The 17564-nt window shown below is 66.1% G+C and carries 14 protein-coding genes; 7 read left to right on the top strand and 7 right to left on the bottom strand.

All coding sequences use genetic code 11. From position 1 onward, the window contains the following. Positions 1–129 precede the first annotated feature (129 nt). Positions 130–1770, bottom strand: coding sequence for a hypothetical protein (locus tag RCP80_RS02685; RefSeq protein ID WP_308480879.1), 1641 nt, complete (start codon positions 1768–1770; stop codon positions 130–132). 393 nt (positions 1771–2163) lie between these two features. Here RCP80_RS02685 and RCP80_RS02690 point away from each other — a divergent pair, with 393 nt between their 5' ends. From RCP80_RS02690 to RCP80_RS02715, 6 genes are read left to right on the top strand one after another with little or no spacing between them, the layout of a single operon-like run. Continuing rightward, the gene (locus tag RCP80_RS02690; protein ID WP_308480880.1) at positions 2164–3048 is read left to right on the top strand and encodes an enoyl-CoA hydratase; all 885 of its coding nucleotides are present in this window, start codon (positions 2164–2166) and stop codon (positions 3046–3048) included. Positions 3049–3072: 24 nt separating this feature from the next. Continuing rightward, on the top strand, positions 3073–4308 hold the full coding sequence (locus RCP80_RS02695) for an amidohydrolase family protein (protein ID WP_308480881.1): 1236 nt from the start codon (positions 3073–3075) through the stop codon (positions 4306–4308). A gap of 22 nt (positions 4309–4330) precedes the next feature. Beyond that, a complete protein-coding gene (locus tag RCP80_RS02700; protein ID WP_308480882.1) occupies positions 4331–5959 on the top strand; it encodes an acyl-CoA synthetase in 1629 nt (542 codons plus the stop codon). 1 nt (position 5960) lies between these two features. Further along, complete coding sequence (locus RCP80_RS02705) at positions 5961–6809, top strand: amidohydrolase family protein (RefSeq protein WP_308480883.1); 849 nt, start codon at positions 5961–5963, stop codon at positions 6807–6809. 4 nt (positions 6810–6813) lie between these two features. Further along, positions 6814–7866 (top strand): acyl-CoA dehydrogenase family protein, encoded by a 1053-nt coding sequence (locus tag RCP80_RS02710; RefSeq protein WP_308480884.1) that lies wholly within the window; start codon positions 6814–6816, stop codon positions 7864–7866. A gap of 14 nt (positions 7867–7880) precedes the next feature. Continuing rightward, positions 7881–9071: an acyl-CoA dehydrogenase family protein gene (locus RCP80_RS02715; RefSeq protein WP_308480885.1), complete on the top strand. Its 1191-nt coding sequence runs from the start codon at positions 7881–7883 to the stop codon at positions 9069–9071. Here the strand turns inward: RCP80_RS02715 and RCP80_RS02720 are convergent. Beyond that, complete coding sequence (locus RCP80_RS02720; RefSeq protein ID WP_308480886.1) at positions 9044–11077, bottom strand: fatty acid desaturase; 2034 nt, start codon at positions 11075–11077, stop codon at positions 9044–9046. The two genes, RCP80_RS02715 and RCP80_RS02720, sit on opposite strands and share 28 nt — an antisense overlap. A 157-nt stretch (positions 11078–11234) precedes the next feature. On the opposite strand from RCP80_RS02720, the gene RCP80_RS02725 reads away from it, so the two are divergent. Next, a complete protein-coding gene (locus RCP80_RS02725) occupies positions 11235–12488 on the top strand; it encodes a PucR family transcriptional regulator (protein ID WP_308480887.1) in 1254 nt (417 codons plus the stop codon). A gap of 3 nt (positions 12489–12491) precedes the next feature. Here RCP80_RS02725 and RCP80_RS02730 read toward each other — a convergent pair whose 3' ends face one another. The 5 genes from RCP80_RS02730 to RCP80_RS02750 form a co-directional block, all read right to left on the bottom strand. Further along, positions 12492–13703, bottom strand: coding sequence for a CaiB/BaiF CoA transferase family protein (locus RCP80_RS02730; protein WP_308482673.1), 1212 nt, complete (start codon positions 13701–13703; stop codon positions 12492–12494). Positions 13704–13966: 263 nt separating this feature from the next. Continuing rightward, positions 13967–14722 carry an enoyl-CoA hydratase/isomerase family protein gene (locus tag RCP80_RS02735; protein ID WP_308480888.1) on the bottom strand — a complete coding sequence of 252 codons (756 nt, stop codon included), beginning with the start codon at positions 14720–14722 and terminating at the stop codon, positions 13967–13969. Beyond that, the gene (locus tag RCP80_RS02740; protein ID WP_308480889.1) at positions 14719–16371 is read right to left on the bottom strand and encodes an acyl-CoA synthetase; all 1653 of its coding nucleotides are present in this window, start codon (positions 16369–16371) and stop codon (positions 14719–14721) included. The genes RCP80_RS02735 and RCP80_RS02740 overlap by 4 nt, the downstream gene beginning before the upstream one ends. 102 nt (positions 16372–16473) lie before the next feature. After that, positions 16474–16959 carry a hypothetical protein gene (locus RCP80_RS02745; protein ID WP_308480890.1) on the bottom strand — a complete coding sequence of 162 codons (486 nt, stop codon included), beginning with the start codon at positions 16957–16959 and terminating at the stop codon, positions 16474–16476. Then, complete coding sequence (locus RCP80_RS02750; protein ID WP_308480891.1) at positions 16956–17447, bottom strand: Rv1363c family protein; 492 nt, start codon at positions 17445–17447, stop codon at positions 16956–16958. The genes RCP80_RS02745 and RCP80_RS02750 overlap by 4 nt, the downstream gene beginning before the upstream one ends. Between the last annotated feature and the right edge of the window lie 117 nt (positions 17448–17564).

Here is a 17564-nt window from a genome sequence, read left to right on the forward strand (position 1 = left end):
GGTTTGAGGTACTCACCGCCACGAGCGCGGCTTGAACGCGCGGCGATTGCCGCGCCTCCGGGAAGCCCCCGCAAACGACACAGCGCCGCGCCACCTGTGCGGTGACGCGGCGCTGGTGCTGTCGATCAGCTAGTCGTCGGAATCGGAGCCGCCGTTGTCCTTGGACTTGGGCTCGGCATCGGAGCCGCCGGCATCCTTGTCGGTAGCACTCTGCTTGGCCTTGTCGATCCCGAGGCCCTTGCGGATATTGGAGCGCACCCGGTCGACGGTCTCGCGAGCCTTCTCGGCCCGCTCCTTGCGCTGCTCGGCGGCCTGCTCCCGAACCTGCTCCCGCACCTGCTTGAGGCGATCCTTGGCCGTCAGGGCCTTGGCGTCGGCCGACGGCGTGGTGCCCTCGCCCGCGGTGTCTTCGCCCGCGGTGTCCTCGTCGAGGATCGGCTCGACGGCGGGAGTCTCGCCGGTCACCGGCTCGGCAACCGGGGTCTGCGCGTCCTTGACGGGCGTCGCGGTGTCGACCTCGACTACGACGGCCTTGCGGCCGAGCGGGTTGTTGCCGGGCCCGTCCGATGCCAACTGGCTCAACAGTGCGGCGTCGTCGTCGGCGTCCGGGTCAACAGGTACCGGCTTGACCTTCTTCAGAACGTTGGCGATGTCGCGGGGGATCTCGGAAAGGACGAAGTTGAAGGTGCTGCGATCCGAGAAGAGACCGGGGAAGTAGGCATCGGCGTCTTCCAGGTCGGAGGCGTAGCCATTGAAGAACGCGTTGGTGATTCTCGCCGGGGCGTTGATCAGATGGCTGGCCAGTGTCTCGAAGTCGTTGGCCTGCAATGCGGTTGCGGCGGCATCGAGAATCTCCACGGTCTGGAACATTGCGGTGACCGGCGGTGCCAGGACTGCGCGGGCGAGGTTGCCCACTCGTGCGCGGGACAGCAGGCCGAAGTCGCCCCAGCCGGTGCGGATCGAACCATCCGGGTTCACCGGGTCCATCCAGGACGTACCGAGGATGCGGGCCAGCGTCTCGGCGCCGATGTCCTCCAGGAAATCGCCGGGGACCCGCACGGCGTCAAGGAATCCAGCCCGCTGATCCGACAGGACGTCCATCAGGAGCCACAGGTTGACCTCGGAGAACGCATCGGTGAAGTTGCCGGCCGCCAGCAGGCGTGCCGTCTCCTGCAGCAGCGGCGGCGCCATGAGCGGGGTGTCCGTGACGGTGGTGGTGGGCTCCCCGTCTGCGCCGACGTAGAGCAGGACGCCCCGGTCGTTGCGCGCGTGGCGCTCGGTGAACAGGCCGGTGATGGCGTCGGCCGCGGCTTCGAACGAGCCCTGCGAGGCCGCGCTGAGGGTGGGGCCGTACTTCGCCGGGGCGGCCGCCAGGGCCGTCGGGATGGTCATCGGGTTCTGCAGGTTGGTGCGCAGGAAACTGGTGAACCTGGCCTGGACCTCCGGGTCGCCCAGCGCGTCCGCCAGCGCGGTCCAGCTCGCCGAACTCCGGTCGGCCAGCGTCTCCAACTGGAAGGCCAGCCCGGCGGGGCCGGTGAACACTCCCTGCCACACCTCGAGCGGGTTGTCGAAGGCGGAGAGGCCGACGGCGGTGGTCGAGGTGACGCGAACCTCGTCCGACAGGGTAGGCGTGACCATCACCGGGGTGAGCGCCAGCGCGCTGGCGCTCACCGCCGCGACGCCGGCGACCAGGGCCTTGGTGCGGCGAGACGTCGACGGTGTCGGCGACTCGTATTCGCATTCCATGTCGGCACGAACGGGTTGTTGCACGGGTTCTCCTGAAGGGTTCGCGGCTGAACAAGCCTGTGACTCGCGTGAACGTTAGCTGAGCGTTACCTGAGACACAAGAGGTATGCCTACCCTAAATAGATCGGTCGGGGGAGCCCCCACTTTCCGCCGGAACTAATTTATGATGCGCCGCCTCGCGCCGGCAGCGCGCGAAACCGGTGCCCGCGCCAAGGCGGTCGTTCGCGGCGTGCGAAAAGCGCCTTATCGAGGCGGAAACCGGTCCCTTGATTTGGCCGAAAAGCCTAGGCTGAACTGCAAATCCAGCAATGCCCCCGCGTGCCGCCGGAGCGGTTGCGGAACGCGCTACCGATAGGTATACAGTAAGAGCTACACAACCGCCGGTTCCTGCCCCGATGATCGAGGAGGCCCCTCTCGATGAGCGTCGCCGATGGCGTTTCTGCTAGCGAAGCGCTCGAGCAATCGACAGCCGAACCGGCATCCCCGCCCGCCGTCTTGTACGAGGTGCGCGACTCCGGCGTGGCCGTGCTGACTTTCAACCGGCCCGAGCGGATGAACGCCTGGGGCGGCGCGTTGGCCGCCGGCTTCTACTCCTATATCGAGCGGGCCGAGGCCGATCCCCGGGTGCGGGTCATCGTGATGACGGGGACGGGCCGCGCGTTCTGCGCCGGCGCGGACATGGGCGGGTTGGACACCATCTCCGCGACCACCGTCGACTCCGCCAGCAAGACCGACGTCAGCGCATTGGTGGCGGGCAAGCATCCGTACTTTCTGACGCAGGTGTCGAAGCCCGTCATCGCCGCGATCAACGGGGCGGTCGCCGGGATGGGACTGTCGCAGGCGCTGATGGCCGATGTGCGGTTCGCCGCCGCGGGCGCCAAGTTCACGACGTCGTTCGCGCGTCGTGGACTGATCGCCGAGTACGGCATCTCCTGGATCCTGCCGCGGTTGGTCGGTTGGGGAACGGCGGTCGATCTGTTGATCAGCGGCCGCACCTTCCTCGCCGAGGAGGCCGCCGACCTGGGTCTGGTCAAGGAAGTGGTCGCCGCCGAGCAGCTCATGGAGCGGGCGTTGGCCTACGCCGAGGACATCGCCGCCAACTGCGCACCCAGCTCGATTGCGGTCATGAAGCGGCAGCTGTATGCCGATGCGGGGCTGCCGATGGTCGAAACCAGCGACAAGGCCGAGAAGCTCATGCACGAATCGATGACGCGGCCCGACTTCCTGGAGGGCATCACCGCATTCTTCGAGAAGCGATCTCCCAATTTTCCGCCGCTGAGCGCGCAAAGCACCAAGGATTGAGAAGGACTGAGAGGACATCCCGAGATGACCACACTGGAGCAACCCAAGCCCGCCAAGCTCGATTACGCGGCGATCGACGTCGACAACCATTACTACGAAACCGTCGACGCCTTTACTCGCCACCTGCCCAAGGAGTTCCGCAGCCGCGGAGTGCAGATGGTGCAAGACGGCAAGCGCACGTTGGCGGTCTTCGGTGGCGTGGTCAATCACTTCATTCCGAACCCCACCTTCGATCCGATCATTGAACCGGGCTGCCTGGATCTGCTGTTCCGCGGTGAGATTCCCGAGGGCGTGGACCCCGCGTCGCTGATGAAGGTGGACCGCCTCGCCGATCACCCCGAATACCAGAACCGGGATGCGCGGGTGAAGATCCTGGATCAGCAGAACCTCGAAACCGTGTTCATGCTGCCAACTTTCGCGTGCGGCGTGGAAGAGGGGCTCAAGCACGACATTGACGCGACGATGGCCTCGGTGCATGCCTTCAACCTGTGGCTGGACGAGGACTGGGGTTTCGATCGTCCCGATCACCGGATCCTGTCGGCGCCGATCATCTCCCTGGCGGACCCGGCCAAGGCCGTCGAGGAGGTCGAGTTCGTACTGAGCCGCGGCGCCAAGATCGTCTGCGTGCGACCGGCTCCGGTGCCCGGCGTGGCCAGGCCACGGTCGCTCGGCGACCCGGCGCACGACCCGGTGTGGGCGCGGCTGGCCGAAGCCGGCGTCCCGGTCGTCTTCCACCTGTCGGACTCCGGATACATGGCGATCCCCGCGCTGTGGGGTGGCAGCGGCGTGTTCAAGGGGTTCGGCAAGCGTGATCCGCTCGACATGGTGATCATGGACGATCGCCCCATCCACGACACCATCGCGTCGATGATCGTGCACCAGGTGTTCACCCGGCATCCCAAGCTCAAGGTGGTGAGCATCGAGAACGGTTCGTACTTCGTCTACCGGTTGATCAAGCGACTCAAGAAATCTGCCAACAACGCGCCGTACCACTACAAGGAAGATCCGGTGGAGCAGTTGCGCAACCACGTCTGGATTGCGCCGTACTACGAGGACGATGTGAAGTTGTTGGCCGATACGATCGGCGTCGACAAGGTCCTGTTCGGCTCGGACTGGCCGCACGGCGAAGGGTTGGCGGATCCGACGTCGTTCACCGCCGACATCCCACAGTTCCCGGAGTTCAGCGCCGAGGACACCCGAATGGTGATGCGCGACAACGCTCTTGCCCTGCTGAGTACCAACAGGCCGCTGTCGGCCTGACCGCAGAAGCCACCACGCCAACATGACGCAATGGACACTGGGTGCCGTACTCGATGCGATCGCCGAGGCGGTGCCGGAGCGCACCATGACGGTCTGCGGACAGCGGCGCAGCACATTCGCCGAAACCGCCGAACGCACCCGCAGGCTGGCCAGCTTCCTGGCCGACCAGGGTTTCGGCACACACCGCGAGCGCGACGAGCTGTCCAACTGGGAGTGCGGGCAAGACCGGGTGGCCCTGCTCATGTACAACGACCTGTACCCGGACATGGTGCTGGCCTGCTTGAAGGCGCGGGTGGTACCGGTCAATGTCAATTACAATTACACCCCGCGCGAGGTCGCCGAACTCTTCGCGTACCTCACCCCACGCGGTGTCATCTACCACCGTTCGCTCGGCGCTAAGTTCGCCGAGATTCTTCCTGGCGCAGCCGAGTTGATGATCTCGGTGGACGACGGCAGTGCCGCCGCCGAGTTGCCCGGTGCGGTCACGCTCGACGAGGCGCTGGCCGCGGGCCGCGCCGCCGCCGTCATCACGGGATCCCCGGACGATCTGATCATGGTGTGCACGGGCGGCACGACGGGCCGGCCCAAGGGGGTGTTGTGGCGCCAGGGCGACATGTACGTCGCCTCCATGAACGGTGCCGATCATGACGCGGTCAGTGAAATCCAGGACAAGGTCCAGCATCTGGGTGCGCCGTGGTTCGCGGTCTCGCCACTGATGCACGCCGCCGGGCTGTGGACCGCGTTCTCGGCGGTACTCAGCGGGCAGACCGTGGTGCTGCACGACACCTCGAAGAAGTTCGACCCGCGCGCCGTACTCGAGACCGCCGAGCGGGAAAGGGTCGGGTTGATGACCATGGTCGGCGACGCGTACGCCGGACCGATCGTCGCCGAACTGGACCGGCGTAGCTACGATCTCGGATCGCTGTTCGCGATCGGCACCGGCGGGGCCGGCACCAATCTGAAGAACCAGCAGGGCCTGCTCGAACATCTGTCGAACGTCACGCTGATCAACGGCTACGGGTCCTCGGAGACCGGAAACATGGGCTTCGGCCACAATCAACGCGGCAACCACACCGAGACCTTCACCTTCCGCGACGGCGGACTGGTGCTTTCGGAGGATTACCAGAGGTTCCTCGAACCCGGCGACCCGCAGATCGGCTGGGTCGCGCGCACCGGTCGGATTCCGTTGGGCTACTTCGACGATGCGGATGCGACCGCGAAGACCTTCCCGGAGGTCGACGGCACCCGGGTGGTGATATCCGGAGACCGCGCGGCGATCGAACCCGACGGCACGCTGCGGCTCTACGGTCGCGACTCGTTGGTGGTCAACACCGGCGGCGAGAAGGTGTTCGTCGAGGAGGTCGAGGAGATCCTTCGCGCGCACGGCGACGTCGCCGACGCGCTGGTCATCGGGCGGCCCAGCGAACGCTGGGGTGAGGAGGTGGTCGCCCTGGTGGCATTGCGCGACGGTGCGGACACCGGAACGGACGCGCTACGCGACTGCTGTGCGGCGGCACTGGCCCGGTTCAAGGTGCCCAAGGAGTTCCGGTTCGTCGATCAGGTGCGGCGGCTGGGCAACGGCAAGGCCGACTATCGATGGGCCAAAGAACAGGCGCTGCAATCGGTACCGGCTCTACAAGGCGAGGGATGAGATGACGCAGAGTGAGCCCGTGGGCCGGGCCATCGACTGTCTGGTCAACGTGCACTTCGGGGAAACCGAGGTGCAACCGAAGTTCATGACCAAGGTTCGCGACGACTACTTCAAGGGCCCCAAGTCCATGTTCGACCCGGTCGACCTCGCCGAGCTGATCGACGAGATGGACGCCCACGGTGTGGTCAAGGCGATCCTGATGGACAACCTGACCAAGCCGTCGGTGACCGCCCGCAAGTTCGTCGAGGCCAGGCCGGACCGGTTCGCCCTGGCGATGGGCGGGGTGAATCTGCTGCGCCCGGTGGCCTCGCTGCGTGAACTGAGCGCGGTGGCCGCCGATCTGCCCGTCGCGTATGCGGTTGTCGGGCCCAGTTTCTGGGGCGACGGGATGTATCCGCCCAGCGACGCGGTGTACTACCCGCTGTATGCCAAGTGTGCCGAGATCGGGCTGCCGCTGTGCGTCAACACCGGACTGCCCGGACCGCCGATCCCCGGCGAGGTGCAGAACCCGATCCATCTGGATCGGGTGTGTGTGCGGTTCCCGGAGCTGAAGCTGTGCATGATCCACGGTGCGGATCCTTGGTGGGACATCGCGATTCGAATGCTGATCAAGTACGAGAACCTGCGGCTGATGACCTCGGCCTGGTCGCCCAAGCGGCTGCCCGAATCGCTGCTGCACTACATGCGGACCCGGGGCAGCGGCAAGGTCATCTTCGCCTCCGACTGGCCGGTGCTGCGCCAACACCGCGTCGTCCCCGAGGCCAGGGCGCTCGACCTGCCGCCCGAGGTGCTGGACAACTACCTCTTCAACAACGCCGAGCAGTTCTTCTTCGAGAGCCAGGAGCAGTAATCGCATGGATCGCTACGAGTTGCGCCGGCTGGATTACAGCCTGAGCGAGGACCACAAGGACCTGCAGGCGGCCTATCGGCAGTTCTTCGAAACCCACAGCACGATCGAAGTCGTCCGGGCCGCAGAGGAAACCGGATTCGACAAGAGCCTCTGGGAACGGATGTGCGCGATGGGCGCGACCACCATGGCGCTCGGTGAATCCGTCGGCGGCGACGGTGCCACGTTGGTGGACCTCAGCCTGGTGGCCGAGGAACTGGGCCGGTCGGTGGCGCCGGTGCCCTGGATCGATCACGTGTGCGCGGCCCGCCTGTGGGAACGCCTCGGCGGGGGTGCCGACGACATCGGCGACGCCGTCGCGGGCACCCAGTTGCTGGGCTTCGACGCGCAGGGTTCGGACGCCCCGGGGCGCCGCCTGATCGCCGCCGGCGCGGTGGCCGACCGGATCCTCGTGCGCGACGGCGACGAGGTCGTGTTGCTCGATTTCGACGCCCGGCCCGACCGGGTCGACAACCTCGGCCGGCTGCCGATGGCCTGGGTCGATCCGGCCGCGGCCGAGCGGCGTACGGTGCTCGGCTCGGGTTCCGTCGCGGTGGCCGAATACCAACGGGCGCTGGATGAATGGCGGGTGCTCACCGCCGCTGCACTGGCCGGCCTGGTGGAGCAGGCGATGGACATCGCGGTCGAGTTCGCGAAGAACCGCTACACCCTCGGCGTGCCGATCTCGACGTTGCAGGCGATCTCGCATCCGCTGGCCAACATGGCCATCACGGTGCAGGGCGGCCGCAACCTGGCGCGGCGCGCGGCCTGGTTCCTGGACAACGAGCCCGACGAACGCCGCGAGCTACCCGGCTGCGCCTTCGTCTTCATGGCCGAGGAGGCGCCGAAGGCCGCCACGATGGCGGTCCACATCCAGGGCGGTCTCGGGGTGTCGGTCGAGGCGGCCGCCACCGCGTATCTGGTGCGCGCGCGAGGATGGGCGCTCTCCGGTGGCGATCCCGGTGCGGCCGCCAAGCAGGTGGCGCAGATTGTCGCCGACCGAGAAGCCGCTTCGGCGTAACAGGAGACATCACAATGGATTTCAGTACCGTCGAACTCAGCGACGCAGATCGGGCATTTCGCGACGAGGTGCGGGAGTTCTTGGCCACCCACGTCACCGACGAAGTACGACGTCGCGACCGCGAAACCGGCGACAACTTCGACGAGGGGGTCCATCTCGCGATCGGTGCCGCGGGCTACCTGGAGCAGGAATGGCGACCCGAGGAGGAGGGCGGCTTCAGCCGGGTCCGCCGCCGCATCTGGCAGCTGGAGAAGCGTCGCGCGCATGTGCCGTGGGTGACCTGGGGGACCACGTCGCTGGTGGCCCGCGCGCTGCAGGCCTCCGGCAAGCCGGAGTTGGTCGAAGAGGTGCTGCCCCAGGTGTTCAGCGGTCACGTCCGGATGTGCCTGGGCTACACCGAACCCGAGGGCGGCTCGGACATCGCCACGTGCAAGACCCGGGCGGTTCGGGACGGCAACCAGTGGATCATCAATGGTGCCAAGATGTTCACCACCGGTGCGCACAACTGCCAGTACGTCTTCCTGATCACCAACACCGATCCGGAGGCGCCGAAGCACAAGAGCCTGAGCATGTTCCTGGTGCCGCTGGATCTACCGGGCATCGAGATCCAGGGCATCCGCACGGTCGACGGTGACCGCACCAACATCGTCTACTACAGCGACGTCCGGGTTGATGACAAGTATCTGCTCGGCGAGGCCAACGGGGGATGGGCGGTGCTGCGCGGTCCGCTGGACGCCGAGCACGGCGCGGTGCCGTCGACCCCGGATGGCTTGGACGATGTCGCGATCATGGCGCATCAGGCCGGCTTCATGTCCGCGGCCCTGGACGCCGTCGCGGCCGCCACCACCCGACCCGACGCCGGCGGCCGGCGTCGGATCGAGGACGGCGCGGTGGCGTATCGGTTGGGCCGCAGCGCGGCACGGCTGGAAGCGGCGTTGTCGACCCCGAGCATCTTCGGGCGGGTGGCGCAGGCACAGACCATGCGGGACATCGGCCCCGATCTGATGGATTTGGCCGGGCCGGCGTCGGTGTTGCCGATCGATACCGACGGCACCGTCGACGACGGCAAGTCGGAGTACCTGTACCGGTTTGCGCCGCTGGCCGGGATCTATGGTGGTTCGCTCGAGGTGTTCCGCAACATGATCGCCCAGCATGTGCTGGGCCTCGGCAAGCCGAACTACTCGTCGGTCAAGAAGGCGTCGTAGTCCACCGATACGGTCGGGCTGGTCGGATGTGCCTGACAGGTCAGCACATACCCGGCGTCTAGTTCGGCGGGGCCGAGCGCGAAGTTCTGGTCCATCTCCACCGTGCCGCGGGTGAGCTTGGCCCGGCAGGTGCCGCAGGCGCCGCCCATGCATGAGTAGGGTGCGTCGCCGCGCAGCTGCAGAGCGGCTTCCAGGATGGAGTCGCCGGCGGCGAGGTCGACCGTCGCCTGCTGTCCGGATAGCGTGAAAGTCACTGTCGCATCGGCATAATCGCGATTGGGGGCGGAGGCGGCGGGGTAGCCGGTGAACAGCTCCAGGTGGATGCGTTCTTCGCCGACACCGTGGGCGGTCAGCGTGGCACGCGCGGCGCTGCTCATGTCGAGGGGGCCGCAGATGAACCACTCGTCAACGGTGTCGGGGCGCAGGCTGGTGGTCAGCCACCCCTGCAACTTGTCCGCGTCGATCCGGCCGCGCAGTTCCGGGGTGTGCAGCGGCTCGTCGGACAGCACGTGTTTGATCTCCAGGCGATCGGCATAGCGCGACTCCAGCCGGGCCAGATCCTGCCGAAACATCGTCGACTCCTTGGTCCGGTTGCCGTAGATCAGCGTGAAGCGGCTCTCGGTCTCGATCTGCAGCGCTGTTTCCAGGATCGACAGCACCGGTGTGATGCCGCTGCCGGCCACCAGACCGACATAGTGCCGTTGTGCAAGCGGATCCAGCGCCGTGCCGAACCGCCCGGTGGGCGTCATCAGCTCCAACACGTCACCGGCTTTGAGCTGGGTGGCGACGAAGCCCGAGAACGCGCCACCGGGAATGTGTTTGACCGCAATCCGCAGCTGGGCACGCGTGGCCGGTGCGCAGATCGAGTAGTTGCGACGGACCCCTTCACCGCCGAGGTCGGTGCGAACGGTGATGTGCTGGCCCGGCTCGAATCGAAACTCAGCACGCAGCGCTTCAGGGACGGCGAAGGTCACCAGGGTGCTGTCCTCGGTGATCGGATCCACCGAGGCAACCGGAATGCGGTGCAGCACGGCGTGCGGGGCGCTCGAGCGTGGCGGCATATGGACCGGCACCACCCGCCCCAGCCTCCGGTTGAGCCGCTTCCATTCCCGGTACTCGCCTGCGTTGAGGTGCTGACCGAAGACCGTGCTGATCGCGGCATCGCGCTCCAGATAGGCCGCCTCATTGCGGTGCCACGTCTTGCGGTACCGGTAGAACGGCACCGACGGGTGGAGGTGATGCACCAGGTGGTAGTTCTGCGACAGCATCAGCGGGGTGTACAGCCACTCCATGCCCACCCGGGCGCGGGTTGCGCCGTAGCGGTTGCTGCGTTGGGTGTCTGCCAGCCCGTGGTGCGGCAGCCAGTCGAACCACCACACCAGGACGATCAGGCCGATGCGTTGGGGGACGAGGAACACGACTGCCAGCGTCCAGAAGTGGCCGGTAGCGATCACGGTCGCCAACCCGGCCAAGCCGACGATCAGCATCCCCAGCGTCTCGGCAGCTTCGGTTTTCGGTCTGCTGCGCAAGGCGCGCAGGATAAACCGGCCGTACGACAGTTCGGGGAAGGGCCAGCGCAACGGGATCTGCCACCATCGGGAATGGGAGGCCCAGGCATCCGGGTCGAGCTCATCGTCGTTGGCGTGCCGATGGTGCTCGATATGGATGAACGCGTACGTCGGGAAGGAGATGATCGGCACCACCAGCACGAAGGCCGCCCGCCCGACGAACCGGTTGATCCAGCGCGTGCTGCTGACCGCGTAGTGGATGGCGTCGTGGCTGACGGTGAACATCACGAACGTCACCGCTGCGTTGACCGGGATGGTGACCCCAGCCGGCACCCAGCCCCGAAGATAGCCAACGGTCGAGGCCATGAACGCCGCCCAGCCGACCACCAGGAGGGCCACCGTCGGCAGGGCCAGCTTGGGTACCGGCGCGCCTGGGTCCGGCAGCGCGTGCCGTCCAGCCGATACCGATTCCGTGTCGTCGAGTGCGGCGAGGGTCATGGGCTGCTCCAGAATTCTCGGTGTCGGCTGCGGCCGTTTCGGAACCGCCGAGCACAAACGCTACTGAGCTGCGGGAGCTGCGGCCATGTCCTCAGGGCACCACCCGTCGCACGGTGTTTGTCTTCTGGAGACAAATTCCTGCAGTAGGGTCCGGATCATGACGCAGCAGCACAGCGACGACGGGTCGGCCGCTGCGTCGATCATCGAGGTCATCGGCCGGCTACACGGCAAGGTCGACGAGGTCACGGCACACACGCAGCGCGTCCTGATCGACGAAATCGCTGATCTGCGCGGTGATGTGCAACTGGTGCAGTTGATGCGGGACAACGTCGCCGCCAACATCGACACCGTTTTCTCGGCGATCCGCCACGGCATACCGGTGGAGCACGTCGAGGCGCCGACGGCCGCGCTGGAGTATGCGCGGCGGCTCGCGCAGCGTGACGTGTCGGCCAACGCGTTGGTGCGCGCCTACCGGATCGGCCATCAGGTGGTGCTCAAGATCCTGCTCGAGGAACTCCGGGCCTCCGGATTGGATGCGCAACGTCGGCTCGATGTCTTCGACGGGATCCTCGAGGTGACATTCCGCTACATCGACTGGATCACGCAGCAGGTGCTCAGCGTCTACCAGAATGAATACGACCGCTGGCAGCAGAGCCGAAACCGTGTGCAGGCGGCGGGTGTTCGAAGTGTTCTGGAGAACGACGAGGAAATCGACATCGACGCGGCCTCGACCGCGCTGCGCTACCCGCTGCGTCGGACCCATCTGGCACTCGTGCTGTGGTGTGCGGAGTCCGGCGTTCAGGACGAACTCGCCACCATGGAACGCTACGTGCAGCAGTGCGCTACCACGGTGGGCGCCCACGACGACGCACTGGTTGTCTCGGCGGACCGCCTGACCGCCTGGGCCTGGATCCCGGGGTACCCCGAGAACACCGCGTTGGTGCCGGTACCCGAGGATTCCCCACTACGCGTCGCCGCGGGTCGACCCTTGCCGGGAGTGGCGGGGTTCCGTCGTTCGCACCGACAGGCACAGCTTGCACGCGCGGTGCTGATCGCGGCGGATTCCCATTCCGGCCGCCCGGTCAGCGCCGGCGAGCCGGGGCTGATGTTGGCCGGTCTCGCCGGTGGCGACCTGGGCGAGGCCCGTGCCTGGGTGGCCGAAGTGCTCGGACCGCTGGCCTCGGCGGGCGCGGGGGAGGAGCGGCTTCGTGAGACGCTGCGGGTGTTCCTCCGCGCGGGATCCAGTTTCAAGGCTGCGGCTGGAGAGCTTCACCTGCATTTCAACACCGTGAAATACCGAGTGCAGCGCGCCACGGAGCGCCGTGGGCGCCCGATCACCGAGGACCGTCTCGACGTGGAAGTGGCTCTCTTGCTGTGCCATTGGTTCGGGCCGGCGGTTCTCAGCTCCTGAGCACTACGCGATCGCGCCGGCCTCCTTGAGCTCGGCGATGCGGTCCCAGTCGACCCCGAGCTCCATCAACACCAGCTCGGTGTGCTCGGAGGCCTGCGGGGCGCGGGTGGTCTCCAGCGGTTCGTGATTGAACTGCACGGGACCGCGGACCACCTTGAACGGATCGCCACCGTCGCCGGCCTCGACCTCGACGACCATGTCGTTGGCGATGGCCTGTTCGTCGGTGCTCAGGTCCAGCAGGCTCTGGAACGGCGCCCATTGGCCGCGCATGGTCTTCAGGTGCTGGCGCCAGTACTCGAACGGCTTGCCGGCAATGGCCTCCGTGATCAACGCGGCAGCCGCATCGGCATTTTCGATCAGCGGCATGACCTCGCTGAACCGCGGGTCGTCGGCGGCCTCGGGCAGGCCGAGATGCTCGAAGGCGTCGCGGATGTAACCGGTCGGGCTCACGATGCACAGATTGATCGTGCCGCCGTCGGAGGTCAGGTAGTTGGCCATGAACGGGTTCACCGACCCGACCGCGCCGGGCATCAGCGACCGCATGGTCTGGCCGGTCTCCATACCCTGGGTGACGCTGGCGCCGGCCGCCCACCACGCGGTGCTCAACAGCGACACGTCGATCTCGGCGGTCTCACCGGTGCGTTCGCGATGGAACAGTGCGGCCGAAATGCCGCCCGCGATGTTCATCCCGCCGATCGAGTCCCCGAACGCCGGAATGCCCTGCGACAGTGCGCCGCCGATCTCCTCGGGCGTCAGGGCGTGCCCGACACCGCTGCGGGTCCAGAACGCGGTGCCGTCGAAGCCGCCGGTGTCACGCTCGGCGCCCTTGTCGCCGTACGCGCTGCCGCGCGCGTAGATGATGTTCGGGTTCGCCGCGCGGATGTGCTCGACGTCGAACTTGTTCTTCTGCCGCTGCGCGGGCATGTAGTTGGTGAGGAACACGTCGGCGGTCTTGGCGATCTCGTAGAGGATCTCCTGCCCACCGGGGGTGGACACGTCGATGCCGACGCTGCGCTTGCCGCGGTTGGGGTGCTCGATCAGCGGGTGGCGTTCCGGGTCGAGCTGAAAGCCGCCCATGTTGATGAACCCGCGTTGGGTGTCACCGCGGACCGGATGCTCCACCTTGATGACGTCGGCGCCCCAGTCGGCGAGGATCGCCCCGGCCGCCGGAACGAAGGTGAACTGGGCGACCTCGAGGACACGGACGCCCTCCATCGGCTTGAACACTGAGAACCTCTCCTTGATGCTGCTCTAGACCGGGTCGCCGTGCCGCTAGGCGGGATGCCCGATGGTCTTGATCTCCAGATACTCCTTGAAGCCTTCGCCCCCGTTGACCGTCACGTTACCGGTACGCGGCCACCCGGCGATACAAAAGGGTCGTTGAGTGTCAACCCGGTGGCCTCGCCGCCGCGCGCCAATGGCCATGAGATGGCGGAGTCGACGGCACCCTTTACTCGCGGTACCCGGCCGAGAACGACTCAGCGCTGTAAGAACGACGCCACAGCATCCGCGTTTGCGCCGGTGCCGAGAAGTTGCGACATGGCTGCGTCCTCTCGCGCCGCGGCCGCGGCGATCTGCTCGCGGTGCGGGGCGTTCAACAGTCCCTTGACCGTTTTGAGTATTTCCGCCGGCTTGTCGGCCATTTGCTGCGCGTGTTGTTGCGCAACAGTCAACAACTCCTCGGGCGCACAGACTTTCCAGACCAGTCCGATCTCGCGCGCTTCCTCGGCCGAGATCCACTCCGACGACAAAAGTGCCCAGGCTGCGTTCTGGCGCCCCAATAGCAGGGGAAGCAGATACGTCGAGGCGGCCTCCGGGGGAGCGCCGATAGCGGTGAACGGACAGCGCAATTGCGCCTCGCTCGACATGAAGGCCACGTCAGCGAAGCCGAGGATGGTCATGCCGAAACCGACGCCGACGCCGTTCACCGCGATGATGAGCGGCTTGGACAACTCGGCGAGGGTATCGACGAGTTCAGTGAACGCGTTGCTTGTACCGGCCCCAGCCCGGGACGGCGCAGACATGTGCTCTGCGATCTCCTTGAGGTCGGCGCCGGCACTGAAAGCGCGACCGGTGCCGGTGAGAACGATGACCGAGACGTCCGGCTCGGCGACGGCGTCTCGCAGCGCCGCGCCGAGATCGGAGACCAGTTGGATGTTGAACGCGTTGAGCCGCTCGGGGCGGTTCAACGCGATCGTCCGTACGCGACCCTGATCGACGAGCATGACGGTCATGATGTAACCCTCTGTGTTGCGATAGAATTCGCCCACCGATAGTCGGCCTTGCCGACCGGTGAACGACGGACTTCCGGAACCACGATCCATGCCTTCGGCACCTTGTACCGCGCTAGCTGCTGTCCGGCGTGCTGAGCCAGCACGGCTTCGTCGAACTCGGTACCGTCGACGACTTGCACCAGTGCCACCACTTCTTGTCCCCAGCGCTCATTGGGACGCCCAGTGACGATGACATCGGCGACGCTGGGGTGTGACTTGACCGCGGCTTCGACTTCTTCGGCGAAGATCTTCTCTCCACCGGAATTGATGGTGACCGAGTCGCGGCCGAGCAGTCGCACTGCGCCGTCCTCGAGAAGTCGCGCACGATCGCCGGGTACCGCATACCGCACTCCGTCGATCACGGGGAACGTCCGCTCCGTCTTCTCCCGATCACCGAGGTACCCGAGGGGTATGCAGCCCGTCTGCATCAGCCAACCGATGCTGTCCGCGCCCGGTTGCAGTAGTTCACTGAGGGTTTCGTCAGCGACGCGGGCGCCGGGACCTACCGTGAACGTTCCGGTCTGGACGGAATCCTTGGTCGACACGTAGGTGCCCTGAGGGCCGGTCTCACTTGATCCGACGCCGTCGGTGATGATTACGTTCGGCAGCAACTCATGCAACCGCTTCTTCAGTTCCGGCGACAGGGTGACGCTTCCGCTGCCGATGAGGAACAACGTCGACAGGTCGTAGGAGTTCACTTCCAGTTCGGCGATGAGCGGACGCGCCATCGCGTCGCCGATGATCATCATCGCCGAAGCGCCGGCGCCGGCGGCGACACGCAGGACATCCGCCGCGTCCAGACGAGTGTTGTCATCAGGCAGGACCAGGGTGCCGCCGAGGTTGATCTGGGTGAACGCCCCCCACTGCGCGGCACCATGCATCAAGGGCGGCAACAACATCAGCCGCATCGGGGGCGTAGTCAAGGCCCGTTGTACAAGGTCGTCGTAGGTGTTGACCGGCTCCCACGCGCCGGGCAGTTGACCGCCCATCGCGGCGGAGAAGATGTCATGCTGACGCCACAGCACTGCCTTCGGCATCCCCGTGGTTCCGCCGGTGTAGATGATGTGCAGATCGTCAGGCGTCACCGTGGCCGGCAACTCCGGCGCCCCCTGGGTCAATGCGTCCTCGTAGTCCACCGCCCCCGGCAGCAGTTCGTGGCCGGAGTCATCGGCCACCTGGATGAGTACGACATCATCAGGGAGCGCGTCGCGCACCTGCGCCAGCGTCGGTGCGAAGTCGGCGTGGTAGATCACCGCGGCTGGTTCAGCGTCCCCGAACAGGTAGCGCAGTTCGTCCGCGACGTAGCGGTAGTTGACGTTCACCGGCACGGTGCGCGATTTGAACGCGCCCAGCATGGATTCGATGAACTCGTTACCGTTGCGCATATACAGCGCGACGTGATCCTGTCCCGATTCGTGGCCGGCCAGTTGGTCACGTTCGACCCGCGCCCCGAGTCCGCGTTGATGTAGGTACGACGCGAGACGTCGGCTGCGCTCAGTGAGCTGACTGTAGGTGAAGCGCCGGTCCCGCCAAATCAGGTACTCCCGGTCGGGCACCGCAGCGCTGACCGCCTCCTGTGCCAGCGCGAGGTTGAACTGGACATCGGGCATTTACTTCTCCTCTACCAATGGATCGCGTCCTGACCCGAGCTATGGCTAAAGCTCAAGAACGGCAAGGGGTTACACATTTCGGTCCGATGCGCACTACCACAGTCAGATCGGCTCGAAGCCGGAGATGAGCCAACGGCCGTCCACCTTCTCCAGCGTGGCCCGGACGGTGGTTGCGGTGTCGGTCGGAGGTTCGGCACCGGCGGCGGCATGTTGATTGACATACGCCAATACGAGCACCTTGTCCGATTCGGCGTGAATCACTCCTAGCGCGGGTATGGAGGCCACAGTGCGCACTTGGCGCTGCCTTGCTTCCGGGATGACCTCGTCGTGCATGAGTTGGGTGTATTCGTCGTGGAAGGAACCGGTAAGTCTGAGCTGAGCCGCCGTGAGCGTCTGTTCCACGGTGTCCGGGGTGTAAGTCAGCATCGCCGCGATCGTTTCACCGGCTGCCGCAACGGCTTCGGTGCCGGCCGCTCTGCTCGCCGACGCGGTCTCGCTCTCGTACTTGAAGTAGGCCGCCCCGGCCGTCATCGCGATCGCAGTAGCGGGCAGAACGACGAGTGCGGCGACCTTGCGAGAGCGTGTCACGGTACGAACTCCACATTCGACATCTTGACGCTGCCTCCGGGGTCCTTTTGCACGGTGACTCTCATGCGCCAGTGGCGTGCGGCGCTGTCCTGTGGTTCGCCCTCAGCAGCTACCTGGACGGACAATGCAACCATCACTTGTGCCCAGTCGGATTCGGCCGATTCCAGGGCGACTTCACGGATCGTGGCCTCAGAAGAGGAATTCGCCTGCACTACGAAATCGATGAAGGATGCCGACCGCTGCTGAAAGTCGTTCAGGAACGGGTTGATTGAGGCATCGACAACACGTTTGACATCGTCCTCGACGGTCGCACTGCCAATGTTGGCGAGATTCAGCGCACCTTGGCTGGCGACTTCTACGAAGTCCGCTTCGTTGTGAGCAAGTTGGCTTCCCCGGTGCGCTTGGTAGCCGAGCCAGCTCGCCAAGCAGGTAAGGACGAGCGCGAGCACGACGCCGACGGCCAGCGTCGCGGTCCACTGTCCGGCCACGCCGGACGAAGCAGGTTCGGATGGGCAGGCGTCGGCACTTCGGCGTAAGCCCCACCACCGGGGACGCCGCCGGTCCCGCGATTCACCCATCTGGTCCTCCGTTCGGCCGACCCGCCG

The sequence above is a fragment of the Mycolicibacterium sp. MU0053 genome, assembly GCF_963378095.1.
Classification (GTDB): domain Bacteria; phylum Actinomycetota; class Actinomycetes; order Mycobacteriales; family Mycobacteriaceae; genus Mycobacterium; species Mycobacterium burgundiense.

What these genes read in the sequence shown, in the direction of transcription:
- RCP80_RS02700 (WP_308480882.1), top strand. Translation starts at nt 4,331, where the DNA reads ATGACGCAATGGACACTGGGTGCCGTACTCGATGCGATCGCCGAGGCG.
- RCP80_RS02690 (WP_308480880.1), top strand. Translation starts at nt 2,164, where the DNA reads ATGAGCGTCGCCGATGGCGTTTCTGCTAGCGAAGCGCTCGAGCAATCG.
- RCP80_RS02720 (WP_308480886.1), bottom strand. Translation starts at nt 11,077, where the DNA reads ATGACCCTCGCCGCACTCGACGACACGGAATCGGTATCGGCTGGACGG.
- RCP80_RS02705 (WP_308480883.1), top strand. Translation starts at nt 5,961, where the DNA reads ATGACGCAGAGTGAGCCCGTGGGCCGGGCCATCGACTGTCTGGTCAAC.
- RCP80_RS02725 (WP_308480887.1), top strand. Translation starts at nt 11,235, where the DNA reads ATGACGCAGCAGCACAGCGACGACGGGTCGGCCGCTGCGTCGATCATC.
- RCP80_RS02735 (WP_308480888.1), bottom strand. Translation starts at nt 14,722, where the DNA reads ATGACCGTCATGCTCGTCGATCAGGGTCGCGTACGGACGATCGCGTTG.
- RCP80_RS02710 (WP_308480884.1), top strand. Translation starts at nt 6,814, where the DNA reads ATGGATCGCTACGAGTTGCGCCGGCTGGATTACAGCCTGAGCGAGGAC.
- RCP80_RS02740 (WP_308480889.1), bottom strand. Translation starts at nt 16,371, where the DNA reads ATGCCCGATGTCCAGTTCAACCTCGCGCTGGCACAGGAGGCGGTCAGC.
- RCP80_RS02715 (WP_308480885.1), top strand. Translation starts at nt 7,881, where the DNA reads ATGGATTTCAGTACCGTCGAACTCAGCGACGCAGATCGGGCATTTCGC.
- RCP80_RS02695 (WP_308480881.1), top strand. Translation starts at nt 3,073, where the DNA reads ATGACCACACTGGAGCAACCCAAGCCCGCCAAGCTCGATTACGCGGCG.
- RCP80_RS02730 (WP_308482673.1), bottom strand. Translation starts at nt 13,703, where the DNA reads ATGGAGGGCGTCCGTGTCCTCGAGGTCGCCCAGTTCACCTTCGTTCCG.